Raw genomic sequence first — 26,256 nt, 5'->3', positions numbered from 1 at the left:
GCAGGTGATCTCGATTCCTCTGTATCCCGCACGTACGAACCCTTGTGCGACAAAAGATCTCAGCCCATCGATCTTCGATGCCTCTTGTCGTCCTTCCAACGGCCACAGGTGAATTCACCATCGCCAGAGCGAGCAAGGCTACGGCACGAATGTCTCACAGGAATTTCTCAGTCGGGGGTGGCCTTGCTTCGGCATCGCCGAGGCAAAGCTACTCGATCCAGGCGGGGTCGTGGGGGTTCCAGGGGTTGCATTCGAAGGTGGAGGGCTGGGCCTTGATAGTGATGTCGGCGCTGGGACTATAGCCCCAGCGCAACCAGCGGACAGCGTTCTCGTTGCTGCCCAGGATTCGAGGTTGGCCTGGGGTGTCGCCGCCCGTGCCGGCCACGACCGCGTCGAACAGGCTCGAGGTGATCGATCTGTGGCCGACGTTGACGCCGAAGAACATTCCGGCCAGGCAGCGGGCCTGCAGCGAATACTGGCGGTCGATCCGCAGGCCGGCCTCGGAGCCGTCACCGACCTGCGACACCCGGATGGTGACCTCGCTGAGGATGCCCAGGATGCTCTGCAGGTGGTACCCGTACAAGAGGGCCAGTACCTGGGTGTCGCTGCCCTGGTCGTAGCCGGTGGTTTGGTCGATCGGCATGATGACGCTGTCATCGGTGGGACAGTAGAACGTTTGATGCGCGTAGTACGCCGTGCAGGCGCCGTGATAGTCGCTGCTGTTGCCGGTGTACAGCGTTACCGGGTGTCCGGTGTAGCCGAACCGGGTCAGCACGGTTTGCCAGGCGGAATCGAGGCAGTTGAGTTCAGCCTGGTAGTAGGCGTGTTTGGCGTTCTCGGCGGTGGACCACGCTGGTAGTTGGCAATCCACCTGCGCTGGACTCACTCCGGCGGCGAGGAACATCGGGTGGGCCCCGAGCAGCTTGTCGAAGCGGACGTCACCGGTGTTCCCCACCGGCGGCGTGGTGGTCGGAGCGATCGTCGTGACGGTGGGTGTGGTGGTCGTGGGGTGCGGGCTCGGGGGGCTGTGCGAGCTGCCGGTGAAATACACCAGGCCCGCCGCGGCGGCGAGGACGACGGTCGCAATCAGGGCGATACCGCCGAGCCGGGCCCACCGAGGTGACGGGGGCGGATCCGACCGGGTCGGGGTTCGCGGGGTCGGCGAGGCATTCGGCTGCGACGACCCGCCTTCGGCGGCAGATTCGAGTGGAGCGGAATCGGCATCGGTCGGAGCGTGATGGCGATCGGCCGGCCTCGCCCGATGCTGTGTCGTCTGCCGGACGGCCGACCCGGATATCGCCTGATACGCGGCAGCCGCGAACTCCCTGGCGCTGGTGAAACGGGCGGCGGGGTTCTTCGCCATCGCCCGCGCGATCACAGCATCCAGCTGCGGCGGCGCGTCGGGGCGGACCAGCGGCGGAACTGGTTTCGCTAGATGCCCAGCCACCACCTGGCCGGGATCGCTCGCGGTGAATGGGGTGCGGCCCTCGAGCAGCGCGAACAGTGTGCAGGCCAGAGAGTACTGATCGGAGCGGTGATCGATCTCGAGACCGGAGAGGTGTTCGGGGGAAGCGAAAGCCAGTGTGCCGGTGAAGGTTCCCGTCGAGGTCAGCTGGGTGTTGGCGCTCAGCAAGCGGGAAATGCCGAAGTCGGTGAGCACTGCGCGTTCCGCACGCCCGGCCTGCTCGGATGCCAGCAGGATGTTCGCGGGCTTCCCGTCCCGGTGCAGCACGCCCCGGCCGTGTGCGTAATCGAGTGCGTTTGCGACTTCCCCGATGATCCGCACCGCCCGCTCGGTGGTCACCGCGCGGGGATCGAGTCGGCTGGCATCGGTCCCTTCGATGTATTGCATGGCCAGCCATAGCTGTTCGTTCTCGAGACCGCAGTCCAGGATCGACACGATGCCCGGATGATCCAGGTGCGCGACGACGGCTGCTTCTCGTTCGAACCTGGCCCGCAGTTCCGGATCGGCCGACGCGTCCCGATTGAGGACCTTGAGCGCCACCACGAGAGGTAGTCGCGGATGCCGGGCCCGGTACACCGTTCCCATCCCGCCCTGGCCGATCAAGCCGGTGATCGCGTACCCGCCCAGCGTCCCGCTGTACGCACCCTCCATCGCGTTCTCCCCCGCTCGATCACCCAAGTGTTCCAGCCAGACCGGCGGCCCTCGACGATGCCGGCTGACGGGCTGGACGTAGAGCGACCACCGCGGGATCAATTGTATTTGTGTGCAACACAACTGAGTCAGCGGTGGCCGCGCCCCGCCATCGTAGACGCCGAGCAGTGGCGGCGGGGGCTCGAAAGTACTGACCTGACGCTTCTTGCGTGGCATCGGCCGGTCCGGCGAGATGAGGACCTGCTGATCGGGCAGTTCGTCGTCGGCGGTGCGTCATTCACACCGACGACCGCCGCACCGTACGATCCTCCGCTGCGGTTTTGGCGTGGCTGCCCGCGATCCACGTTGATCGTCAGAGGAGAGGTGTGGTGTTGTTATTGCTGGGGTGTGCAGTCGTACCAGGATGGGCCAGTGAGGTTTTGCATGAAGATCTGCGGACGCAGGACCTGTTCGAGGGTGGCGCGGTCCGGGATGGTCACACAGTAGCTGGGCCCGTTGTGGCCATCGGGTGCGTATTCGGTGGCCACGGCGCGCGACAGGCCGGGGTAGGGCTTGCGCAGGCCGTCGCAGGCGGCCTGGCGCACGTCCGCGCGGCCGTAGCAGTCGAACCAGTCCATCGCGTAGTGCACCGACAGCGCCGGTGCCGGCGCAGCGTGCGGAATTCCCAGCAGGTTGATCGAGTCGGTGTGGAAGCCGCCCTCGTCGGTGATGAACATCATCGGGTTGGTGCTGCGTGGGTCGCGCCGCTCCATGTCGTAGAGGTCCTTGGTGCCGATCGGGCCGTCGGTGGACTGGAACAGGGCATTCGGGAAGACGACCCCGTACTGGTTGAGTCCGGGGAAGTCGAAGTCCGCGGTCTGGTACATCACCGCCGCCGACGCCGGATGCTGGGTGAAGCCGGACATCCCGGCGAAGGCCGACACGTGCGGGAGCGGCCGGCCGTCCCAGCCGTGTCCCATCGCCTGATAGTCGAGATAGTTGGAGGTGCCGATGGAGCCGATGGACTGGCCCCACAGGTTGATGTGGTCGAGGTCGAGCATCGACAGCCACGGATTGAGTTGGTTGACCCCGACGGGTGTGTAGGCCGGATCCAGTCGAATCAGCCTGGGGGCCTTCCCGTTCAGGAGGTTGGCGACCTCATTGTGCAGGTCGACGATCGGTGTGATGTCGTCGCCGTGGACCCAGCGCACCGCGTCCTGGGCGTCGAGGCACGATCCGGACGCCCAGCCGCAGTTCGGCAGCTGCAATGGCGCGTCCATCCAGATGTCGGTGAGGTTGCCGTCGCTGGCGGGCTGACCGGCCTGCGAGACGACGAAGCTGACGTAGCCGTCGCGCGCAGCGGCCTCGGAATACATGCCGACGTCGTTCGCGGTCTCGGCGGCCCCCGGAAGTCCTACTGTGACAGGGAATTTCGTGTTCGCGTCGGGATGGTCGGGATCGACTCCCGCCGGGAAGAACGCCTTGCCCGCCAGTGACACCCCTCGTGAATTGACCATTCGGAACTTCTTCACGATGCCGAGCTTGAAGTCGGCTCCGGAGTCGCCGGGCGCGCAGGTCCCGTCGGACGTCTCGAACCAGACCGAGCCGTCGGAGTTGTTGCACGGCAACCGGAAATGCGCCCACGATGCCTGTGGATCGTCGAAGTCGTCGTCGAGGTTGGCGTCCGCTACGTCGTCGAGACTGCCCGGAGTGACGCCGAAGACCCCGTCATGGTTCCAGTCGGGCAGGTAGGCCGGGTGCGGCGGGGCGGTGAGGCCGAAGGGCGGCAGGTGGATCAGCGCGTCGGCGATCTTCTGCGCCGCCGCGGCGGCCGGAGCCGCACCTTCGGGCGTACGCCACGTCTCCGGCTTGGCCAGATCGGCGAACGGCTGTGCCAGCAACTTCGCGTTGGTCAGGATGCCTGCCTTGATGAAGTATTCCACCTGCCCGGGCGTCATCGCGTCCACGGCGGACCCCGAGAACAACTGCCCGATCTCGGAGAACACATAGGAAGGATCCGGCTGCTGTGGTGCGGGATAATGATCCGGGGCCGGATACAACTCGCCACTGGCCGTCACCGGGTCGGCCGGTGTCGCCAGGACCGGGTTCGGCACTGCGGCCGCTGTGAACAGCAGCCCGGCCAGCACAGAGCCGGCCGCTAGCAGTCGTCGTCTACCGAACATGACTCTCCCCTCGTGGGTCTCACGCCGCTGCGGACGCTGGGCGCGGTCGTTCGATTCGACTCTGGATCACGAATGATCAACCCACAGCGAGAGTCTGGGACAGTGGCGACTTCCGGTAAGCACGCGGCGGAAAATGCTGATCCAGGGACGATTTGCGTTGAACGGTCGCGATTGACGCGACGGTTCATTCCGGCTGTTCCGCCGGCCTCAGGACTCGACTTCGGCGACAAGAAGTCTCAGCAGGCGGGTGAGGTGTTTAGCGGGGGCGGGCAGGTCTGTGACCGAAGTGGCGTCGACGATCCGGGGCGAGGCGAACTTTCGGGTTCGGTGGCGGTAGGTTGCTTCGCCGCCGTCTGCGGCGAGGGTGTTGCGGACCCAGTCGGAGCGGTCGCCGTAGAGGAGGGGGACCATGAGCAGGCCGTCGCGGTGGATCGCCAGGACGGGGGTGGTGAAGGGGCGACCGGATTTTCGGCCTCGATGGTGGATCACGGTGTAGGGCGGGTATTTTCCGGCGGCGGGGGCGATCAGGCGGTTGGTGACCACCTTGTTGAAAGCGGGCAGGCGGCGGGGGGTGAGGCCGTCCCCGGAGGCGCTGTCTCGGACCCAGCGCAGGGGGCCGCGTCGCCACATTTCCGGTTCGGGTTCGATGCCGTGGGTTTTCAGCAGCATGGCCAGCATTTCGTAATGGCCGACCAGCATGCACAGGTCGACACGATGGGCCGCGGTGTAGTGCTCGGAGAGACCGGCCCAGGTGTCGTCGAGAATCATGTGCCCGGAATGCAATTCGTCGACCGCGCGCAGCAGCAGGCGGTGTCGCTCGGACCAGCCGGGGGCATCGGGGCCCGCCGCGACGCGTTCGACGCTGTCGAGTGACAGGCCGCTGAGCCGCGACGCGTAGACGTGGTGGTGCCATTCGTAGCGTGCCCCGGTGTTCCAGGCGGTGCGGAGCGTGGCCAGTTCGCAGTCGACGCGGCCGAGCCGGCTGCCGGGCACCAGACGCAGCGCCAACGGCAGGTATTGCCAGAACAGGCTGCCCGACTGGCCCATGACCTCCACGAGCCGGATCTGGCGTCCACCGCCGATCCGACCCCCGATCCGGGACAGCAGCCAGGCGCCGGGCGCGGTGTGCCGCCATCGCCCGAGTTCGGTTGCGCGATCGGCGGATGCGGCCCGCCAGTGGCCGGCCGCGTCGGTGCGAGCGGCGACGTCGGGTTTGAGCTCCATGATGTCCTCGATATGCTGGGTTCAGGATGCGGATTCGGCATGGTCGGGCCGTGATTCCAGCCGGGAATAGCTGTAGTGCCGCAGCGGGAAATGCTTGTTGCCCCACCACATTCCGGCGTGCGTGCTGGGCCGGATGGCAGCCACGTCGTGGTGGCCGTTGATGTAGTAGGTGTTCGACGATTCGCAGTCGTTGTTGAGCCACAGCGCATTTCGGTGCCGACGAAGGCTCTTGCGCCAGTACCGCTCGTGGGGCTCGCGCCGAATCTCGACCGCGGTCGCCGCGCGCGCACGAGCGGCGGTGATGGCCCGGCGAGCGTGCCGGGTGGTGCACTCGATCATGGCGATGTAAGACGCCGCCGCGAATCCGTAGGGCCCGGTGACCATGAACAGGTTCGGGAAGTCCGGTATCGACACTCCCTGGTATGCCTGAAAGCGATTGGCCTGCCAGAACTCTCCGAGCTCCTGCGCGCGTCCTCGGATCGGGAACGGCGGTGTCGCGCCCGCCTCCATCACCTTGAATCCGGTCGCGCACACCAGCACGTCGATCTCGTGTTCGGTGCCGCTGCCGGTGACCACGCCGGTGCGGGTGATCTTCTCGATGGGCTCGGTGACGAGCTCGACATGATCCTCGGTGAAGGTCCGTAGATACCGGTTGGAGACCGACGGACGTTTGCAGCCCAGTGTGTAATCCGGTGTGAGCCGATCCCGCAGCACCGGGTCACCGACCTGAGTCCGGTACCAGCGCCGCAGTATTCGCGCCGAGCCGCGGATGGTGGGGTTGGTGAACCGGTAGAACACGCCCGCCGTCGAGACCCCCGCATCGAAGGACGTCATCACCGCGAGCCGGACGAGGCGGCGCAGTCCGGGCACCCGGTCCAGTGCCCGCTTGACCACCGGCGCGACCCCGAAGTCGGGTTTGGGCATCACCCAGATGGGTGTCCGTTGAAAGACAGTGAGCCGCCCGGCGTCCTGTGCGAGTTCCGGAATCAATTGCAGCGCTGTGGCTCCGGTGCCGATCACCGCGATACGGCGTCCGCGATAGTCGTACTCGTGATCCCATCGCGCGGTGTGCACCACCTTGCCCGCGAATTCGTCGATGCCGGGGAGCTCGGGCATGCGGGGAATCTCCAGCCCGCCGACCGCCACGATGAGGTATCGGGCCGCCAGCAGCGTTTCGGTGGTCTCGATCCACCAGCAATGGTTGTCCTCGTCCCAGGACGCGCCGGTGACCGTGGTGTCGAGCGAGAGTTTGTCGCGCAGCCCGTAGTCGTCCGCGATCTGATCGGCGTACGCCTTGACCTCCGCGCCGGGCGCGAACAGCCGCGTCCACGTCTTGGGCGCGGCATAGGAGAAGCTGTAGTAGACCGACGGAATGTCCACAGCCACACCGGGATAGGTATTCGCATACCAGGTGCCGCCGATGTCGGCGTTCTTGTCCAGGATGCGGAAGTTGTCGATGCCCGCGCGGCGCAGTTCGACCGCCGCGCCCAGACCGCCGAAGCCCGCGCCGATGACGACGACCTCCAGATCGGGTTCGGTCTGCGGATGGTGCTGAGATGGCGGCTTCATCGCGGCCGGGCTCCTTTCGACGGTGTCCGACTCCCGAACCTAGGGCGGGCCGCCACCGGATCCCCTTTCCGCGCACGCCAACTGTTTGACCGCAGGCGCCACCCGCCTGGGCGCCGGGAAACCGGTCGGCCATGATCGGCGCATGACCGTGGAACGAGAACGCGACGGCAGGACGCTCGTCGTCCGAATGAATCGCCCGCACAAGCGCAATGCCATCGACGCGGAGATGACCGCGGGCCTGGATGCGGCCCTCGACGAATTCGAGGACGATCCCGAGCTGTGGGTGGCGGTGCTGACCGGCACCGAGTCCGTGTTCTCGGCGGGCACCGATCTGGCGGCCGGTTCGGGCGGAAAGACCGCGCGCGGCGGCGAATACGGTGTGATCCGTCGCCGCATGAGCAAGCCGCTGATCGCCGCGGTGGAAGGGTACGCGCTCGGCGGCGGTATGGAACTGGTGCTGGCCTGCGACCTCGTGGTGGCCGGGCGGACCGCCACCTTCGGACTGCCCGAGCCGCGCCGCGGCGTCATCGCCACCTGCGGCGGGCTGTTTCGCACCCGGCGCGCGCTGCCGTTGAATGTGGCCAAGGAGCTGCTGCTGACCGGCGACCCGCTCAGTGCCGAGCGGGCGTATCAGCTCGGCTTCGTCAATGCGGTGGCCGAAGCTGGGCAAGCCGAGCGGTCCGCGCGCGGCCTGGCCGAACGGATCTGCCGCAATGCCCCGGTCTCGGTGCGCGAGAGCCTGACCGCGCTCGAACGGCTGAACTCGGCCGACGACGAACGGGCTTGGGCGGTCACCGAGGCGGCGATGGCGGCGACCCTGTCCTCGCAGGACACCGCCGAGGGCGTCGCGGCGTTCCTCGAACGCCGCGAACCACGGTGGAGCGGACGCTGATTCACGGCTGGTCGAGCAGGTCCATGGCCCGTTCGGCCATGGCCGTGATGGTGAGGCTCGGATTCACGCCGACATTCGCCGGTACCGCCGCGCCGTCGCACACCAGCAGGTTCCGGTAGCCGTACACACGATGACGAGCGTCGATCACCCCGGTGTCGGCGCTGTCACCGATGACCGCACCGCCGAGGATGTGCGCGGTGGTCGGGATCGAGGCCACCGCCTCGGGGACCGCGGCCCGCACCACCCCGCCGATCTTCCCGGCGATCGCCTCGGCGGCGGCATAGGCGGCCGGAATGAAGCGGGGTATGGGATGTTGCGGATCCTGCCGGGTGGTCAGCACCGGATAGCCGCCCGGCAGCCGGAATCGCACCCGCAGCGAGATCGCGTTGTCCACCGACTGCATGGTGGTCAACAGCATGGTGCGGCGCGAGGCGTGCCGGATTCGGGAGGCGCGGGCGAAGCGGACCGGATGTCGTGCGACGGTGGCGAAGTAGTGGAACACACGGGTGCGCGGGGTGCCGCCGGTGGCGGCCAGGGTGGTCAGCAGCGACATGAAATCGCCGCCCGCTCCGTAGGTCACGGGCTGGATGTGCGTGTTCGGCGACGGATACACCCCCGAGGTGAGCGCCAGACCGCGCGCGAAATCGCGGGCGTCGTCCGGAGCCGTGACGGCCAGGATGGATTCGCTGTTGGTGCGCACCAGCTCTCCCAGCCGGTCCGAGAGCGCGGGCAGCGAGCCGGACAGCTTGCAGCGCAACAACAGCCGGTTGGTGCCCAGCGCGCCGCCGGCCACCACGACCCCGCGCGCGGTGTGGGTGCGGCGGTCGCGCCGCAGCCAGCGCCCGGTGCGTTCGCTGGTCACCGTGTACCCGTCGCTGCCGTCGGCCGCGCCCAGCGGGCGGATGTCGACGACGGTGCGTTCGGGCAGGATCGTCGCGCCCTGCCGCTCGGCGAACCACAGATAGTTCTTCACCAGCGTGTTCTTGGCGTTGTGGCGGCAACCGAGCAGGCACGAACCGCACCGCAGGCAACCGGCCCGATCCGGCCCCGCGCCACCGAAATACGGGTCGGGGACGGTCTTTCCGGGCTCTCCCAGGAAGACGCCGACCCGGCTGCGCGTGTAGGTGTCGCCGAAGCCGTGCTCGGTGGCGTATTCGCGCAGCAGCGTGTCGGCCGCCCCGTCGCGGTCGAGGTCGGTGACGCCGAGCATGCGTTCGGCGGTGTCGTAGTGCGGGGCCAGCTCGGCGTCCCAGTCCCCCAGATGCGACCACTGCGGGTTGCGCGCGAACTCGGGACGGCTGCGGTAGAGGGTGTTGGCGTAGGTGAGCGAGCCGCCGCCCACCCCGGCGCCGGTCACCACGAACACGTCCTTGAACAACGTCGGCCGGAAGATGCCCCGCATGCCCAGCGCGGGCAGGAAGTAGTAGCGCCGCAGCTGCGAGGCCCGTTCGGCGAAGTCGGTGTCGGCGAAGCGCCGCCCGGCCTCGAGCACCGCGACCCGAAACCCCTTCTCCCCCAGCCGCAATGCGCTGACGCTGCCGCCGAAGCCGGAGCCCACGACCAGCCAGTCGTAATCGTGTGTCACGCCGGTCTCCGTCATTTCAGCGGCAACGCGCCGTTGAGGCCGCCGACGTCGCTGATCTTCCAGTCCGCGCCGCGGTCCACGCTGACGTTGTAGGTGACGGTGGTCTGCGCGCCGTCCGGGTTCTGGGCGTTGGTGGAGGAGACGTTGACGAAGACGTTGACCTTGAACACGCCGCCGGACTCGCTCACCACCTTGGCGGAGATCGGGGAACCGGTGGAAGTCCATTTCAGCGGGGTGAGCAGATCCTGGAGTTTGGGTGCGGTGGCATCGAACTTGTTCGACAGCGCCGGGGCGGTGTTCTTCTTCAAACGCGCCACCCACGCGTCGAAGTCGGCGAAGTTGACGGTGGACGCACCGACGGCGTAGTCGCTGGCCACCTGTTCGGCGCGCGCGTCGTCGGCGGCGACGGTGTCACGGCGGCTGAGGTCGCCACGCGCGGAGATCAGCAGGATGCCCAGCACCAGCGCGAGAATCGCCGGCACGGCGACCGCCGCCGACCACGCGAGGCCGCGAATCGAGACCGTCACCGCCGCGCCGGGTTTCACCCGACCTCCCCGCTTCGATTGCACGTTTTCGGTTGTGTTGTCCGCTTTTTCGTCGGATTCGACGGTCTTGTCGAGTTCGATGGTCATGGCGCTCCAGGGGTTCGGCGATCAGTGGACGGTCATCCGCAGGCGCAGTGCGCCGTCGGGGCTGGTGGCATCGCGGGCTTGGCCGATCAGGCTGCCCAGATCGAGGCGGCCGAGCAGGGGTGTGGCCGTCTCGAGCAGCGACGCGACCAGCGGGGCCAGCGGTTCCAGCTCGGGTCCCAGCTGCTTCAGGCGAACGGTGAGCTGCTGCAGGAACGGCACCAGCCCGAGGCGATTCGCACTGTCCTCCTGGAAGGAGTCGGGCAGATCACCGGCCTTCATGACCGCGGCGATGGAGGCCGCGACGTCGGCGACGCGCGGGCCGAACTCCGCCCACGGCCCGGCGGCACCGGTCAGCGCCGGTTGCGCCCAGTCCATATCGTCGGCGTGCGACTGCAGGGCCAGCAGCATCCGCCGGATCAGGTCGGTCCGGCTGACCAGCGTGGCGGCCAGCAGATCGGTGGCGCGCGACAGTTCCGGAATCACCGCCGAGGTCCCGGCCACGGCCTGGCCGAAGGTGTCCACGATCGAGGCCATGGCGGCGGGGTCCAGCTGGTGCATGAGTTCGGTGGTGGCCGCGGCGACGTCCGGGATCGAGGTCGGCGCGGCGATCTTGTTCGCCCGCACCGTCTGTCCGTCCCGGAGGTAGGGTCCGGCGCCGGAGCTCGGTTCGAATTCGACATACGACTCACCGAGGCCCGACAGACCGTCGATCCGCACGGGACTGGCGACGGGGATCGGGTAGCGGTCCGAAATCCGAAGGCGCACCACCACTCCGTCCGCGGTGTGTGTCACCGCGGTGACCTCCCCGACCTGCACGCCCGACAGCAGCACCTTCGAGCGGGGCAGCAATCCGCCCGATTGCGGCACGGTCATGGCCGCCTCGAGGTCGTGGCGCACCCAGTCCACCCGTGCCACGTCCACGGCCAGGTACCCGCTGCCGAGCACGAGGATCGCCGCGATGCTCGTCAGCGACAGCAGCGAACTCGGTTTCACCGCACCACTCCGATCATGCGCAGGGCTCGCACGATGCCGTCGATGCGGTCCTCGGCGGACACCGCATCGCCGGCACCGGTGGTCACCCCGGTGATGTTGACTTTCGGCCCCTTCTCGACGAAAGGGACCAGCCGGTCGTCCACCAGGGCCACCAGGCGGTTGAGGTTGGACGGCGCGCTCAGGTCGAGGGGGTTGTTCGCCAGCAGCATCGGCACGAACGCCTTGGCGGTCGCGTCCCCGGCACGCAGCAGCGGCGCGAGCGGTACCAGCGCCTGCCCGATGTCACCGAGCGACCCGACGATGCCGAGCGTGTTCACCAGCGCCTGGACATCGGCCGGAATATCGTGTGCGCCTTGCTGACTCAGCAGGGCGTCGAGCTCGCGCGGATTGCCGCGGACGGCGTCGAGGTCGTTCTGGAAGGCGTCGAGGAATTCGTCGAGCACCGCGAGATGATCGGAGACGTCTTCGACATTGCCGCCGATCCGGTCGAAGATCCGGGCCGTGTCGCGGGAGTCGGCGGGCAGTGCGGCGTTGGCCTGGTCGATGATGTCCTCGACCTGGTGCAGCGCACCACCGCCGACGAAGCCCGACAGCCCGGCCAGCAGATCCTCTACCTGCAGGGCGGGTTTGGTCTGCGCCAGCGGGATGGTCCCGCCCGCCGGGATCGGGTCGGCGAAATCGCCTGCGGGCGTGGTGAGTCCGATGAAAACGTCACCGAGCAGGGTGTCCTGCCGCAGCTGCGCGGTGGTGGCGCTCGGCAGCCGTACCGCACGTTGGATGTCGACCACGGCGTCGATGCGGCCGGGCCTCTCGGAGGTCGGATCGATCACCCGTACCGTGCGCAGGCTGCCGATCTTCGCTCCATTGGCGACCACCTTCGCCTGCGAGGGCAGATTGAGCGCGTTGGCGAACTCGATGTGCACCGCATAGGTCGGGCCGGAAACGGAGGCGCCCGGCACCGGGATCGAGGCGGGATCGAAGGCGCAACCGGTCGGCAGCAGCAACGCCACCGCCGCTGTCGTCGCGCACAGGGCCTTCTTCATCGGACGCCCGCCAATCCCAGGACCAGCGGCACCAGATCCACCTCGGCCACGCTGTTGCCGCCGTCGCGGCAGCGGCCCGGCAGCAGCGCCTCCACCGCCGCGCACACCCGGCCGGCCGTCTCCGGTGCCAATACGACCCGCGGCGGCGCGTACCCGATCTTCACCTGCCCGCTCCGCGGATCGACGAACCGCGAGAACGCCGACACCACCGCCGGAATCATCTGCAACAGCTGCTGCAACGAGTCGAGACCGGCCGACAGCAGGGTCAGCTTCGGTACCGCGGCGTCGAGGCCGTCGAGAATCGAACGCCCGTATTTGTGAGCGATGGTATTGAACCACGGCAGGATCACCAACAGCGAGTCGACGATCTTCACCGTCTGGCCCCACACCGAGTTGATGAAGCCGATGCCCTCGTTGGCTTGCGTCAGCGCCACTTTGATGTCGCCCCAGTTGAGCGACACGCTTTGGGCCAGTGAGGCGAAGGCGTCGAGCGCGTCGCTGAGATGCCCGATCGCGGCGTCGGGCCGGTCCAGCGCCGCACCGAGTCCCTTGATGAGCTGGTTGAGCTGGGGGCCGGTGCCCGTGGTGGATTTGTCGAAGGCGCGCACCGCGTCTCGCAGCCGGTTCTGTTGCGCGGGATCGCCGCCGCCGTCGAGTTGCCCGGCGAGATCGGCGAACGCCTGCAACGTCTGGGTGATGCTCTTGGGCGTGAACGTCTTGGTGATGCAGGTCCCGGTCGGCCAGCCGGCGCTGGAGGCGTTGTCGCCCAGCACTTCCAGGTCGCGATCGGCGACCAGGGTGTCGGATACGGTGGTGGCGGTGACCTGCCCGCGCAGCGGATGAGCGGCATCGACGGTGAACGACACACGCACGGAACCGTTCTCGGGCTCCACCGCGGCAACCACACCGACCGGCATACCGAGCATGGTGACGTTGTTGCCGGGGTAGAGGCCGATCGAGTCCGGCATGATCGCGCAGTACGACAGCGTCTTCTTCAACGGATCGAACGTCAGCAGATACCCGGCGACCGCGACGACGACCAGCAGCGCGACCCCGACGGTGGTGACGAAGCCCTGGGATCCGAGGAAACGCTTCATCTCAGCATCCCTTTCCCGGCAGGGGGATACAGAACCCGGCCCCGTCGAGGACGACGCCGGACTGGTCGATCACCACCCCGTCGGTGCTCGTGGCCACGGCCTGCAGCCTGGTCTTGATCTCGCCCAGGCTGTTCAACGCCTGATCGAAGCGCCGCCCCAGGTCCTCGAGTTGCGGCACGGCGGCCTGCAGCTGGTCGGCCAGCGGCTCCAGTTCCGTGCGCCAGGCCGGTTCTATGGCCGCGATCCGCGAGAGCAGTTCCGCTGTGACGGTGAGTGATTCGGAGATCTCGGCTTTCTTGGCCAGGCCGTCGGTTTCGAGTGAGCCGATCTTGCGCAGGAAGGTCCCGACCAGCGCGCGGTTGTCGTCGATGGCCGTCAGATACTCGTCCATGACCCGTAGTGCCCGCGAGACGTCCGCGTTCTGCCGGTCGATCAGCCCGACCAGGCTCTGCATGGCGTTTCCCATGCGGCGCAGCGCATCCGGGCTGTCGGTGAGCGACTCGCTCAAAGCGTCGAAGTTCTTGCGCAGCGTGTCGCCGTCGACCTGCCGGATCGGCGTGGTGGCGTCCTGCAGGGTGCGGATCAAGCTGTAGGGCAGACGCACTCGGTCGGCGGGGATGGTCTTGTGCTCCAGCGGCTTGTCGCCTGCGGGGAAGGCGGCGAGATAGTGGCCGCCGACCACGGTGAGCATGCGCACTTCCAGGCTCGTCTGATCGCCGAGGAAGACGCCGTCGTCGACGGTGAAGGTCATCCGCACCCGATCGGGCAGCAGCTCCAGCGACTTCACCGTCCCGACAGGAATGCCCGCGACACGGATCTCGTCTCCGGTGCGTACCGAGCGCGCCTCGCTCAGGTCCGCGGTGTAGGTGGACTTGCCCAGCGGCAGCACGTAGAAGACCGCGGTGGCCACCAGCACGACCGCCAGCGCGGCGGCGCCGTACAGGCCCAGGCGCAATTCCCGGGCGGCCGTGCCGCGCGCCGGAATCATCGCGGCGAGTGTCAGTTTCGGCATATCGACACCCGCTGCCCGCTGATCAGCACCGAGACCGGCGCGGGTACCTCGGCCGCGCCCTTGGAGCAGCCGAGCGCGATCTCCCCCGCGGTCGGCCCGGCGGGCGGCAGCAGGTTGGCCATCGACTGCAGCAGGCCCGGGAGCCGGCCGAGGGTGTCCAATGCCTGCTGGGGGTCGGGAAACAACTGCGCGAGATCCTTTTCCAGGTTCGGGTTGGCGTCCTCGCTCATGCCCAGTGTCGCCAGCAGCGAGTTCAGCGGCCCCAGCGCGGACGGCGCGACCGCCGCGAAGTGCAGCAGGCCGTCCAGCTCGGTGCGGAACGAGGTGAACACGTCGGCTAGTCCTTTGAGCAAGGTCACCAATTGCGGTGACTTGCCGCCGATCTGTTCGGAGATGCCCTGCAGATTCGACAGCAGCAGCGACAGCACCGACTGCTTGTCGCTGACATAGCGGCTGAGTTTCTCGAAAGCGTCGAGGGCGGGCCCGATTCCGGAGCCGTTGCCCTGGATCACCGCCAGCACGCTCTCGGTGAACTGGTTGAGCGCGCCGGGCGAGAACTCCTGCAGCACCGGCTGCAAACCATTGAACAGCTGGGTGATGTCGAAGGAGGGGACGGTCTTGTCCGCGCCCACTGTCGCTCCCGGTCGCAACCGCTCCCCCGGCGAATCCGGTTGCCGCACATCGACATACCGCTGACCCGTGAGGGTCTGATATCTGATGGCCAGCCCGCTGGTGGCATACAGCGGCCGGTCCGCGCGGAGGGTGAATCCGACCATCGCGCGCGCTCCGCGCAGCTCGATGGCGGTCACCTTGCCCACCTGCACCCCGAACACGCGCACGTCGTCGCCGGTCTTCAACCCGCTCACATCGGTGAATTCGGCACGGTACGAGACGGTTTCACCACCGATCGGGCGCACGATGGCATTGATCACCACCAGCAGCAGCGCGATCACCACGGCCGTGAACAGGCCCAGCCGCCACAGCACCCCTGCCGAGATGCGCCGCGTCATCGTGTTCCGCCCAGCAGTGTGATGGTCACGTTCAGCGCCGGACCGTCCGGAGTGTCGGTGAACATGCGGTCGAGGCGATCGAGCGTCTCGGTGAGCTGGGAGTGCGAAAGCTGCGGATCGGGCACGGTATTCGCCAGTGCCTGCAGGGTGGGAGCGAGCGGGTCGGTGAAGTCGCCGAAGCTCTGGTGCACCGTGTCCACCGTCGTGGCCAGGCCCTCGAGGACGCCGGTGCGCAGCATCTCGATCGAACGGTTGTAGCGGTCGCGGTCCTGTTGGAACACCGGAATGTCCAGGATCGCCTTGGCCAGCTTGAAGGTCGCCGAGGTGAAAGAGCCGAAGCCGGCGAAGAACCCGGCGTAGCGGGCCAGCAGATACGACGACGGGTACTGCTGAGTGTCGGCGACGACCCGGCTGATCGACACCACCGCCTGCAGCACGGGGGTGAAGGCGCGCAGATCGGTGTCGGCCTGGGTGAGCAGTTCGGTCAGTTTCGGCGTGAGAACGTCGGTGGCGGTCTGGGTGAGCGAGCGCAGCAGCGCGCCCATGGTCACGTCGTTCACCCGGCCTGCGAGGTCGATCACCTGGCCGTCGCGCAGCGGGGTCCCACCGGGCGCGGTGCGCAGGGCGACCGCGCTCACACTGAACAGGTTCTCCGGCGCGTAATCCACCCGCAGGGCGTCGGTGAGACCGGCGGTCTGGGCCGGGTCGAGATCGAGGGTGAGCAACTGCCTGCCCTGCTCGATCGGCCGGACCTCGGCGATGCGGCCGATCGCGACATCGTCGAAACGCACGGTGGTGCCGGTCGCGATGCCCGCGCCGATCTGCTCGGTCCGCAGCTGGATTCGCAGGTGGGTACCCGCGTCACGCTCGCCCGCGGCGTGCCACGCCAGCGCTGTCGCCGCCGTCAGCAGCACGGTGATCACCCCGGAGGCCAGGGAGCGGCCACGGCCGATCCGCACTCCGGGAATCGAATGGTTCGCCATGTCCTACCCGGGGAATTCGATCGAGGAGCCGATGCCCCACAGCAGCAGCGTCAACACCATGTCCAGGCCGATGATGGCCACGAAGCTGGCGCGCACCGCGCGGCCCGAGGCGATCCCCACGCCCTCGGGGCCGCCGGCGGCGAAGAAGCCGTGGTAGCAATGGATGAGGATGACCGCGACCCCGAACACGAGGATCTTCGCGACCGCCGCGAGAATGTCGTAGCCGCTGGTGAATTGGTAGAAGTAGTGGTCGTACACGCCGCCGGCCTGACCGTGCAGCAGCACGATCACCGTCTCGCACGACAGGTACGACAGGATCAGTGCGATCAGGAAGGTCGGCACCACGGCCACCGCCCCGGCGATGACCCTCGTGGTCACCACGAACGGAACCGACCGCAGGCCGAGCGATTCCAGGGCGTCGATCTCCTCGGAGATCCGCATGGCACCGATCTCGGCGGTCATGCGGCAGCCCGCCTGCGCCGCGAATCCGACCGCCGCGGCGATGGGTCCCAACTCGCGGGTGTTCGCGAACGCCGACACCACGCCCGAGACGGACCCGAGGCCGATCAGGTTCAGCGCCGCGAACGCCTGAATCCCCACCCCCGCGCCGATCGACAGCCCCAGCACCACCAGCATCGGCACCGTGCCGCCACCGACGAGCAACGAGCCACGGCCCCAGGTCATATCGGTGATGGTGCGCATGATCTGGCCGCGATAGTGCCGCAGCGCCAACGGAATCGAGGCCAGCGCCTCCACCACGAAGGCCATCGCGAAGCCGAGGTTCTCCAGCGGCGAGAGCATCCGGCGCGGATCGCGCGCCAGCCTGCCGACGGTACGCAGGCCCCTCGGGGCGTACGGCGCGGCCGCCATCACGCCACCCGCATCGGCAGGAACATGGCGACCACCTGCGTGATCGCCAGATTGATCACGATGATCGCCGCCACCGACAGCACCACCGCCGCGTTCACGCCGTCGGCGACCCCGCGCGGCCCGCCCCGCGCCTCCAGACCGCGCTGGCAGGCCACGATCACCACGACGAATCCGAACAGCACCGCCTTGGCCAGCGAGATCCACACGTCGGTCAGCACGGTGAACGCGCCGAAGGTGGCCCAATAGCTGCCCGGCGTCACCTGCTGCGCGCTGATCGCGACCACGTATCCGGCGACGATGCCGACGAACACGACCAGAATATTGACCAGCGGCGCGACCAGCACCATGGCCGCCACTCGCGGAATCACCAAGCGGTGCACGGGATCGATGCCCATCACACGCAGCGCGTCGATCTCCTCGCGCACCGTGCGCGCGCCCAGATCCGAGGCGATGGCCGAGGCGCCCGCGCCGCCGAGCAGCAGGCCGGTGGCGATCGGCGCGCCCTGCTGGATCACGCCGAGCCCGCCCGCCGCGCCCAGCAGCGAGTCCGCGCCGAGCTGGTGGATGAGGTTGCCCACCTGCACCGAGACCACCACGCCGAACGGCACCGCCATCAAGATGGCCGGGATCGCGGTGACGGTGATCAGATACCAAGCCTGGGAGAGCATTTCGGGCAGCGGGAACCGGCGGCGCACGAGGTCGCCGATGATCCCCCACACCGACTCGACGGCGAGATCCACCGTGCGGCCGAAGGTGCGCAGAGCGCCGAACACGGTGTCGGCGAAGCTGTTGCGCACGATTCGCAGCGCGGTGAGCGGCGCGTCGCGAAGCGGGGCCGACGGCACGGGCGGCATTCGCTGTTCCTTCCTGTCGATGTGCTGAATTGCACGCTAGGCAGCGTGTCCGGCACTGCCCATGGCACGGGCGGTCACGCGATTGACAGTTTCCGACCGGCCGTGCGCGTCACGACACGGCCGGTTCCGGCGCCAGCTGCCGGCCGACGAATCCGGCCAGGGCGGCGGCGATCGGCTCGGGACTGCCGTCCGCGCGCGGGTGCGCGCCCGCCGCGAGGTCGCAGTGCAGATAGCCGGGGAACCAATGCACGTCGTGCGCCGGGTAGACGTTCCAGCGGGCCAGCACCCGGGTGAAACTGGACTCCCCCATCAGGTTCACGAACGGCAGCCGCGCCGCGCCGCGTTCGTGAATCAAGGGTGCGAGCGATCCGGTGCGGCAGCCGGCGAGCATGGCGACGGCATCGGACTGCTGACGGAACGGGAAGTAGTCCTCGAACACGTTGAGCCGCCCGCCCGCCAGGATTCGGGCCAGCTCCACGATGCTGACGACCTCACTGCGCGCGGTGGCCGCGGGAATCCCGGTCCTGGTGAATTGTGTCGGGGCGTCGGGGGTTCCGCAGCGGTCGTAGTCGCGCCAGCGGTAGAGGGTGTCGAAGGAGGTGGGGCTGTAGCGCGGGGCAGTACCGCAGACCGCCTGATAGAGGCCGCGCAGGCCGGGTTTCTGCCCGAGCTCGAACGGCATCGGGAAGCTGCGCGGCGCGACCTCGGCGCTGTCGAGGGTGCCGCAGCTCATCGACAACACCGCCATGTTCACCGAGGTGTGCGCGCCGCCGATCAGGCCGAGCAGAGCCTGGTTGGTCATCCGCAGCCGCCGGTAATCGGTTGTGCGGGTGAGGTATTCGCGCCAGGTGCGGGCGGTCGAGCCGCGCAGCACCAGATCCGCGGTGCCCTTCTCGGGCAGCAGCGACAGGATGTCGGTCTCCTCGTCGGGCGCCAGTGCCGCGGCCGCGGCGACCGATGCGACGAGCGCGAACGCCTCGGCATTGCCCCAGCCGCCGCGCAGAACCGCGGTACTGCGCGGCGCGAGACCCCGTCGCATGGCCACCGGCATGCCTTCGAGCGCACGCCCCAGCGCACCCACCGGAGCGGCCACCCGCGGCCGGTCCGCGAGCCGCAGCGGGTCCAGATGCGTGATGGTGTCGAGGGCGATCAGGCCGGCGATCTGCTCATGTCCGGGCCGGCCGTCGAAATCCCAGGCGGCGTAGGCACCGGCCTGGATGCCGCCCAGCGAATGTCCGCCCAGCAACAGCTTTCGCGACCGCACATCGGCGTCGGGGATCTCGCGGCACAGCACCGCATGCGTGTCCTCGACGGTCCGGGCCATTCCGAACTCGGCCAGGAACCCGAGTTCGCGGTCGCGGTGAAAGCCCCCGAAGACCTTGCCGCCGACGCTCTTCCCGCCGAAGTAGTAGTCGAAGGCGAGGTGATAGTCGCCCTCCGCCATGGCCACCTCGACGGCGTGATGGTCCTCGACCCCGTTGGCGCGGCGGTCCAGGACCCATACCTCGACACTCGCACCGGCCGCGGCGAGAGTGCGGACCGTATTGCGGGCCAATGGCTGCAACGACCGGGCACCGGCGATCGCACCCGGGAGCAGAACCACCACGGCGTCGGCGGTGGACGGATCGTCTGAGGCAATATCACGACGAACCCGCAGATGCCGCAACTCATCACACTCCTCAGGATGCGCGGAGTGCCCGTCGGGCAACGGCACCCGGTGGGTGACCATGCTCAGCCGAATGCCGTCGGCGGTGTCCAGGACCTGTTCGCTACGAGTCACGAGGTGACCTCCCCAATCGTTCCGGCTGCCGGTTCGCAACCGAGCCAGACTAGGCAGGACGCTCTGATTCATGCCCTGAACTGGCATGAGTGCGGCACGAAGGGTGAATGTCGCGGCCGCGGAAATCAATCGGCGGCGACGATTCGGCAGCATGCACAACTCAGGCCGCCATGGTTTGTGCGACACTGACCCTCGGGAGACAACGCTGCGGCACCAACCCTCTGGGACGATGCCGCGCCGGACGGTCAATGAGGACTACAGCTACATGTTCGACTGGGATCTAGTGCGCAATACGTCGAGCGTCCATGTGATGACGCGACTGGCGGAGGAACGAGGGATGGCGTCGGCGGCCTGCCTGACTGGGACAGGACTGCCGCCCGAATCCGTGATCGATCCGAACACCGAAGTCACCGCCCGGCAGGAGCTCACCGTGGTGCGCAACCTGCTGGCACGCTTCGGGACCGAACCCGGACTGGGCGTGGAGGCGGGCAGCCGCTATCACATCTCGCTCTACGGCCCGTTCGGGCTGGCTCTGCTCAGCAGCCGAACCTTGCGCGACGCGGTGGGCGTGGCGCTGAACTACGTGGAGCTGGCGTTCGTGTTCGGGCAGTTGAACTTCGAGGAATCCGGCGGCGAGGCCCGCATCGTCTACGACGATCGCGACGTGCCCGCAGACGTCCGTGCTTTTCTCGCCGAACGGGTCATGACCGGCGCCCAGATGATCGGTCAGGAAGTGTTCTCGGCGGGAATCCCGATCCACCGCGTCGCCTTCCGGCATCACGGGCCCGCGGACACCTCCCGCTACCGCACCGTGTTCGGAGTGGAGCCGAGCTTCGGCGCCGACCGCAACGAACTCGCCTTCGACCCCGCCTACCTGGACATGCCGCTGCCGCAGGCCAACGAGTGGGCGCGCAGCACCTGCGAGCAGATGTGCCGCGAACTGCTGACGCGGCGGCACGCACGCACCGGCATCGCGGGCACGGTCCGGGATCTGCTGGTGCGCACGCCCGGCTTGGTGCCCGATCAGACCACCGTGGCCGCCGCGCTGTTCATCAGCCCGCGCACGCTCTCACGCCGACTCGCCGAGGAGGGCACGACCTTCCGCGGCTTGCTCGACGAGGTGCGCCAGGCGCTGTCGGAGGAACTGCTCGATCGCACCGACATGACCACCGAGCAGGTCTCGGCCCGCCTCGGATACGCCGAAGCCGCGTCGTTCATCCGGGCCTTCCGACGCTGGAACGGTTGCCCGCCACAGGAATACCGCACGCGCGTGCTGCGCCGCACGGCCCGCGAACCCGAGCTGGTCTGATCACACCCAGGTCCGGAAATATCAACCGCACGTCCGCCGCTGTCCTTCTCGCCCCTCCGACCTCCCGATAGCGTCCCCACGACATTCGGGAACACGGAGGGCACCAGGTGGACAATTCCCAGCCGGCAGGCCAGAACTTCGACTTCGACTGGCTCGTGGTCGGCAGCGGATTCGGCGCGGCCGTCAGCGCCCTGCGGCTCGCCGAGAAGGGCTACCGCGTCGGCGTCCTCGAACAGGGCCGCCGCTTCGACGACAGCGACTTCGCCGAGCGGGCAACACAATTGAGAAAGTACCTGTGGCTGCCCGCGCTGGGATTGCACGGCATCCTGCGGCTCGCGCCCTACCGGCACGCCACCGTGCTGGCCGGGGTCGGGGTGGGCGGCGGCAGTCTGGTCTACGCCAACACCATGTACCAGCCCGACAGCGACGAGTTCTACCGGCATCCGCAATGGGACGACCTGGCCGACTGGCGAACCGAACTCGCACCGCATTTCGACACCGCCCGGCGCATGTTCGGGGTGCACCCGTACGCCGGTGATCGGCCCGTCGACGATCTGATGCGGCAACTGGCCACCGATCTCGAAGCACCGGAAGGGTATCGGCACACGCCGATCGCGGTGTACTTCGGGCCCGCAGGGCAGACGGTGCCGGACCCCTACTTCGAGGGGGCCGGCCCCGCGCGCACCGGCTGCGTCCGTTGCGGGCAATGCATGCTCGGGTGCCGCTTCGGAGCCAAGAACAGCCTGCCCAAGAACTACCTGTGGCTGGCCGAGAAGGCCGGGGCGCGAGTGCATTCCGATCTCAAGGTGGTCGACGTCGCACCGTTGGGCGGAGGCAGCGGCGAATTCGGCTATCGGGTACGCGCCCGCCGACCGGGATTCGCGCGGCGCGGCTGCCGCACATTCACCGCGCGCGCCGTGGTGATCGCCGCGGGCGCGCTGGGCACCAACGAACTGCTGGCCGCGTGCAAACGACGAGGCTCGCTGCCGGATCTGTCCGACCGGCTCGGAGAAATGGTGCGCACCAACGACGAATCCATCCCGGCCGCGACCAGCGACGACCCGGGCGCGGACTACCGCAGCGACGCCGCCATCACCTCCAGCGTCTTCCTCGGCGCGCACACCCACATCACCAACAACACCTACGGCGACGGCGGCGGCCTGCTGGCCCTCACCTACGGCCCCGCCACCACGGCGGGCACGACCTCGGGACGCTGGGGTCAGCTGCTGCGCGCGTATCCCGGATACCTGCGTCGACTGCTCACCGACCGACAGTGGTCACGCCGGACCGTACTGTTCACCGTCATGCGGGACACCGACGTATCCCTGCGGCTGCGAAGGGGATTCGGGCCGGGCCGCTTGCAGACCGAGGCGGCCGGCAGCGCACCGGGCGGCGAGACCGCCGCCGACGTCGCCCGCCGGGTGGCGACGCTGGCGGCGCGGCGTATGAAGGGCCGACCCCTCGCCTCCCTCGCCGACACCCTCGGCTCCGCGCCGATGACCGCGCACTTCCTCGGTGGCGCAGTCGTCGGCGCGGATCGCGACCACGGCGTGATCGACCGTCACCACAGGGTTTTCGGCTATACCGGGCTGCTCGTGTGTGACGGCTCGGCGGTCCCCGCCAATGTGGGCGTCAATCCCAGCCTGACCATCTGCGCCATGGCCGAGGCCGCGATGAGCCAGGTTCCGGCAGCACACGAAGACCCGGCGCCCCAGCCCTGATCCGCACGCCCCGATGTCGTGGCGTTGCAGGACACACTCGACCACGCAGACCCGCCGCTCGATTCGAGCAGCGGGCCTGCGTGGTTGATCTCAGCGGGAGGTATTGAGCAGCACGGCCAGCGAGCCGCGCCCGGTGACCGCGAGGAACGCGCCCGCAACCAGATCGGGTTTGCCGTCGCCGTTGAAGTCGGCCGTGTCGAGCGCGTTGGGCGTCCAGCCCGCGTCGCCGATGAGCGCCGGCGGATCGAAGGTCAGGGCGGGTGCGCCATCGGGTGTCCTATTGCGCAACAGCGACAGCTGATTGCGGGGGTTCAGATAGGGGCTGGCCAGCACCGCGTCCGGTTTGCCGTCACCGTCGAAGTCGGCGATCGCGGTGTTCTCGGTCGCCCAGCCACCCGCCTGATGCGCCTGCGCGCCGTCGAGCACGGTCGGGAAGTCCGGCACCGGCGACCCGAGAGGAGTCCGGTTGACCGAGGAGAACATGCCCGCCAGCGGATTGCCCAGGATGCCGACATCCGACATGAGATCGGGTTTGCCGTCGTTGTTCATGTCCGCCAGGCCGACCCAGGTGGCGAACGGAAAGAAATAGGTGGTCGGCCGCAGATCCGGGACCGGCGCGCCGTCCGCGGTGAAGTTCATCAGCACGGTGACGGTGCTCGAACTGGTCTCGCCGATGGCGAGATCGGTCTTGCCGTCCCCGTTGATGTCGGCGGCCGCGATGCCTTCGGTGGTGATCCCGCCGTTGAAGAAGAACGGGCCGCTGAAGGTGACCGTGTCCGAACCGGGCGCGGTGGTGTTCATCAGCACCTGGGTGGTGCCGAGCACCACGTTGGCGGTGTCGCCGACGATCAGATCGAGCCGCCCGTCGTTGTTGATGTCGGCCGCGGCCACGACCGCGGGCATCAGTCCGCCCGCGAAATACTGCGGCGGCCCGAAACTCGGGACGTCCGAACCATTCTCGGTGTGGTTGAGCATCACCACCACACCGCCGACGCCGAGTTTGGAGGCGTCGGTGGCGATGAGGTCCGGTTTGCCGTCACCGTTGACGTCGGCGACATTGCACCCGAACGCCAGCGGCACTCCCGGCACATTGAACGGGGCGCTGAAATCCGTGCCGGCCGCGCCCTTCTCGGTGTGGTTGATCAGTACCGACAGCCCTCCCCAACCGCCCTGCAGCGAGTCGCAGGTGACGATGTCGGGCTTGCCGTCACCGTTGATGTCGACGGCGCGGATGAAGAACGGGCCGCCCGCGAAGGTGTCGTAGAACTGCGCGGGCGCGAAGGCGGCCCCGCCGGCGGCGTGCGCCGTCCCCGTGGTGAGCACGGTGGTGACCCCCAGCGCGCTGACCGCCACGGCCACCCCCGTGCGCCACCTGCGCTTGCCCGCGCGGCGATCGCGCGCGCTGTCCCGATCCTCGGCCACTCTGCCCTCCTGACGTCCGTCGCACCAAAGCTCATCGAAGCTAATCGGGGCGGACCGCCGCTGACCACGGCCGCAGCCGCCATTGCGGTGACAATTCCGGACAGCCCGGCGACGTTTCACTGTTGATCTTGGTTGTCCGCGGATGTCAACCACGTGGCACCTCATGACGCCTCACCCGGCCCGCCCGCCCTCTACCGTCTGGGACAAATGAGCCGTGCGTCACATCAGGAGGATCGGTGCAATATCCCCGTCGACTAGCCCACGCTGCGTTCACCATGGCAGCGGCGGCAGTGCTCGCCGTCGCCGGTGGTGGCTCCGCGCCCGCCTACGCGGACACTGATTTCAGTCCCCAGCCACCGGATCCGACCTACGTCTTGAACCAGATCATGGAGATCTTCGGCGGCACCGCGCGCGACGTGACCCAGCCCGGCATGCTGGACTACTTCGTCAAGGCGGGCATCATGACCGCCGCCGGCAACTGGACCCAGGCTTTCGAGGACCTCGCCAAGCCGGAGACCTACAACTCCCCCGATGCGCCGCAGCGGCTGGCGGTGGCCGCGCAGAAGATCTTCGACACCCTCGCCCACGTCGAACCGCTTGGCATCGGCTTCCCGCCGCATCCGGACTATCTGCCCGACTGGAACCACGACGGCAAGTTCGGCATCGACGACACCGCCGGACAGCTGCTGCCGGGCTTCGAATCCGACACGGTCCTCGACGGCGACTACGAGAAGCCCGACTTCATGGACGCGAAGTTCCGCTACCCGTGCCTCAACCCGGACGGCAGCGTCTGGTACGAAACGCTCTCGGGCACTTGCGCTCCGGGCAACTCGGGTGCCGAGTTCAAGCTCGGCGACGTGCACAAGTTCCGAATCATCAACTCGCGCGGCATCTCCATGGCCGCCATGCTGTGGATGCCTTACGGGGCAGCGGATTCCGATAAAAAGTATCCGGTAGCGGTCGGGGCTCCCGGAGCAGCGGAAGCCATGAACCACATCGCCATGTACGCCGAATCCGCCGCGCGCAACGGCTTCATGACCGTCACGTTCGGACAGTCCGGGCAGCCCGACAGCTCGGGCAACGCCCTGGACATGGTGCTGCCGGTGCTCAGCGTGCCGGATTGCTTCGCGCCCGGCTCGTGCCGCGACGTCCAGGACGCGGTGCGCTGGGTGTTCAACCAGCCCATCACCCCGGTGGTGGATCTGGGCAACGAGCTCAACAACATTCTGATGGTGCCGCGCGCCGGACGGCAGAACCCGGCCTATCAACCGGCGGGAGCGAATATCAGCAACCCGTGGATCGACAAGATGGACCTGGACTGGGTCAATCTGTTCGGGCAGTCGGTCGGCGCGGTCGGCACCTCCAACTATTTGAACTGGCAGGTCAAGGGCTACGGCATCGACGGCAAGCCGTTGCCGCGCGTCGCCTCGGCCTCGGTGATGTCGGGTTACACCGCCCTGGCCACCGATGTGCCGCTGCAGATGCAGACCGCCGACCTCGACATCCCCGGCCTGTCCGGATACGGCTTCACCAACTTCTACCAGCCCTTCTTCAATGCCACCGACGGCCCCTACGGCACCATGGACCGCTTCCACAACATCCTGGCCACCGGCACCAACGCCGCGTTGCAGACCATCGTCTACGAGAGCGGCAGCCACGGAGACTCCATCAACTGGGTTGGGATACCGCGCAACGTGAAATCGCCCGCCCTGTCGGTGAAGTACTCGATGGACTGGTTCGACTGCTACGGCCGCCCGGACAAGAGCGACGCCGCATGCGATGCGCTCGCCAAGCCCACCGACGGCATGTCGCGCGCGTTCGCCAGTGAATACGCGCCGGAGGGCGCCGCCGGACCCGATCTGTGCCTGCGGATTCCGGACCGGGCCTCGATCGGCCAGATCCTCCGGCCGGAATGGTTCCTCGACGCCCTCAACGGCCATCCGCGCTACAGCTGCACCCCGCAGAGCTGAGCCGAACCAACT

At 68.1% G+C, this 26,256-nt stretch carries 20 protein-coding genes; 4 read left to right on the top strand and 16 right to left on the bottom strand.

Features of this window, described 5'->3' with window-relative positions; translation table 11 throughout:
- Nucleotides 1-208: 208 nt before the first annotated feature.
- From GPX89_RS08170 to GPX89_RS08155, 4 genes are all read right to left on the bottom strand, one after another.
- Nucleotides 209-2,332, bottom strand: coding sequence for a protein kinase domain-containing protein (locus GPX89_RS08170; RefSeq protein ID WP_235946699.1), 2,124 nt, complete (start codon nt 2,330-2,332; stop codon nt 209-211).
- 158 nt (nt 2,333-2,490) lie between these two features.
- Nucleotides 2,491-4,278 carry a hypothetical protein gene (locus tag GPX89_RS08165; protein WP_157386597.1) on the bottom strand — a complete coding sequence of 596 codons (1,788 nt, stop codon included), beginning with the start codon at nt 4,276-4,278 and terminating at the stop codon, nt 2,491-2,493.
- A 207-nt stretch (nt 4,279-4,485) separates the two neighbouring features.
- Complete coding sequence (locus tag GPX89_RS08160) at nt 4,486-5,502, bottom strand: carboxymuconolactone decarboxylase family protein (protein WP_157386596.1); 1,017 nt, start codon at nt 5,500-5,502, stop codon at nt 4,486-4,488.
- Nucleotides 5,503-5,523: 21 nt separating this feature from the next.
- The gene (locus GPX89_RS08155) at nt 5,524-7,071 is read right to left on the bottom strand and encodes a flavin-containing monooxygenase (protein WP_157386595.1); all 1,548 of its coding nucleotides are present in this window, start codon (nt 7,069-7,071) and stop codon (nt 5,524-5,526) included.
- 142 nt (nt 7,072-7,213) lie between these two features.
- Here GPX89_RS08155 and GPX89_RS08150 point away from each other — a divergent pair, with 142 nt between their 5' ends.
- Nucleotides 7,214-7,963 (top strand): enoyl-CoA hydratase-related protein, encoded by a 750-nt coding sequence (locus tag GPX89_RS08150; protein ID WP_157386594.1) that lies wholly within the window; start codon nt 7,214-7,216, stop codon nt 7,961-7,963.
- 1 nt (nt 7,964) lies between these two features.
- On the opposite strand, the gene GPX89_RS08145 is transcribed toward GPX89_RS08150, so the two are convergent.
- The 11 genes from GPX89_RS08145 to GPX89_RS08095 all read right to left on the bottom strand — a co-directional run bounded on the left by GPX89_RS08145 (nt 7,965) and on the right by GPX89_RS08095 (nt 19,822).
- Entirely contained in the window at nt 7,965-9,548 is a 1,584-nt protein-coding gene (locus GPX89_RS08145) for a GMC family oxidoreductase (protein ID WP_328601597.1), read from the bottom strand.
- An 11-nt stretch (nt 9,549-9,559) separates the two neighbouring features.
- Nucleotides 9,560-10,180, bottom strand: coding sequence for a hypothetical protein (locus GPX89_RS08140; protein WP_235946698.1), 621 nt, complete (start codon nt 10,178-10,180; stop codon nt 9,560-9,562).
- Nucleotides 10,181-10,201: 21 nt separating this feature from the next.
- Nucleotides 10,202-11,173, bottom strand: coding sequence for an MlaD family protein (locus GPX89_RS08135; protein WP_157386592.1), 972 nt, complete (start codon nt 11,171-11,173; stop codon nt 10,202-10,204).
- Nucleotides 11,170-12,216, bottom strand: coding sequence for an MlaD family protein (locus GPX89_RS08130; RefSeq protein ID WP_157386591.1), 1,047 nt, complete (start codon nt 12,214-12,216; stop codon nt 11,170-11,172). The genes GPX89_RS08135 and GPX89_RS08130 overlap by 4 nt, the downstream gene beginning before the upstream one ends.
- Complete coding sequence (locus tag GPX89_RS08125) at nt 12,213-13,313, bottom strand: MlaD family protein (protein ID WP_157386590.1); 1,101 nt, start codon at nt 13,311-13,313, stop codon at nt 12,213-12,215. The genes GPX89_RS08130 and GPX89_RS08125 overlap by 4 nt, the downstream gene beginning before the upstream one ends.
- 1 nt (nt 13,314) lies before the next feature.
- Nucleotides 13,315-14,325 (bottom strand): MlaD family protein, encoded by a 1,011-nt coding sequence (locus GPX89_RS08120; protein WP_157386589.1) that lies wholly within the window; start codon nt 14,323-14,325, stop codon nt 13,315-13,317.
- The gene (locus GPX89_RS08115; protein WP_157386588.1) at nt 14,313-15,335 is read right to left on the bottom strand and encodes an MlaD family protein; all 1,023 of its coding nucleotides are present in this window, start codon (nt 15,333-15,335) and stop codon (nt 14,313-14,315) included. The genes GPX89_RS08120 and GPX89_RS08115 overlap by 13 nt, the downstream gene beginning before the upstream one ends.
- The gene (locus GPX89_RS08110; protein WP_157386587.1) at nt 15,332-16,318 is read right to left on the bottom strand and encodes an MlaD family protein; all 987 of its coding nucleotides are present in this window, start codon (nt 16,316-16,318) and stop codon (nt 15,332-15,334) included. The genes GPX89_RS08115 and GPX89_RS08110 overlap by 4 nt, the downstream gene beginning before the upstream one ends.
- Before the next feature lie 3 nt (nt 16,319-16,321).
- The gene (locus GPX89_RS08105) at nt 16,322-17,188 is read right to left on the bottom strand and encodes an ABC transporter permease (protein ID WP_157386586.1); all 867 of its coding nucleotides are present in this window, start codon (nt 17,186-17,188) and stop codon (nt 16,322-16,324) included.
- Nucleotides 17,188-18,042 carry an MlaE family ABC transporter permease gene (locus GPX89_RS08100; RefSeq protein ID WP_157386585.1) on the bottom strand — a complete coding sequence of 285 codons (855 nt, stop codon included), beginning with the start codon at nt 18,040-18,042 and terminating at the stop codon, nt 17,188-17,190. Before GPX89_RS08100 ends, GPX89_RS08105 begins: the two co-directional genes overlap by 1 nt.
- 109 nt (nt 18,043-18,151) lie before the next feature.
- Nucleotides 18,152-19,822, bottom strand: a complete 1,671-nt coding sequence (locus GPX89_RS08095; RefSeq protein WP_157386584.1) for a hypothetical protein — start codon at nt 19,820-19,822, stop codon at nt 18,152-18,154.
- 229 nt (nt 19,823-20,051) lie between these two features.
- Here GPX89_RS08095 and GPX89_RS08090 point away from each other — a divergent pair, with 229 nt between their 5' ends.
- Together GPX89_RS08090 and GPX89_RS45790 are read left to right on the top strand one after the other, a co-directional pair.
- Nucleotides 20,052-21,131 (top strand): AraC family transcriptional regulator, encoded by a 1,080-nt coding sequence (locus GPX89_RS08090; protein ID WP_198347300.1) that lies wholly within the window; start codon nt 20,052-20,054, stop codon nt 21,129-21,131.
- A gap of 107 nt (nt 21,132-21,238) precedes the next feature.
- Nucleotides 21,239-22,852, top strand: a complete 1,614-nt coding sequence (locus tag GPX89_RS45790) for a GMC oxidoreductase (RefSeq protein WP_198347299.1) — start codon at nt 21,239-21,241, stop codon at nt 22,850-22,852.
- A 90-nt stretch (nt 22,853-22,942) separates the two neighbouring features.
- On the opposite strand, the gene GPX89_RS08080 is transcribed toward GPX89_RS45790, so the two are convergent.
- On the bottom strand, nt 22,943-24,274 hold the full coding sequence (locus GPX89_RS08080; RefSeq protein WP_198347298.1) for an FG-GAP repeat domain-containing protein: 1,332 nt from the start codon (nt 24,272-24,274) through the stop codon (nt 22,943-22,945).
- A gap of 275 nt (nt 24,275-24,549) precedes the next feature.
- Between GPX89_RS08080 and GPX89_RS08075 the strand changes: the two genes are divergently transcribed.
- A complete protein-coding gene (locus GPX89_RS08075; protein WP_157386581.1) occupies nt 24,550-26,244 on the top strand; it encodes an alpha/beta hydrolase family protein in 1,695 nt (564 codons plus the stop codon).
- Nucleotides 26,245-26,256: the final 12 nt, after the last annotated feature.

Origin of the sequence: Nocardia terrae (genome assembly GCF_009760405.1) — a bacterium.
GTDB lineage: Bacteria > Actinomycetota > Actinomycetes > Mycobacteriales > Mycobacteriaceae > Nocardia > Nocardia terrae.
The sequence above is the reverse complement of the archived record's forward strand: the minus strand, read 5'-3'. Positions and strand labels throughout refer to the sequence as shown.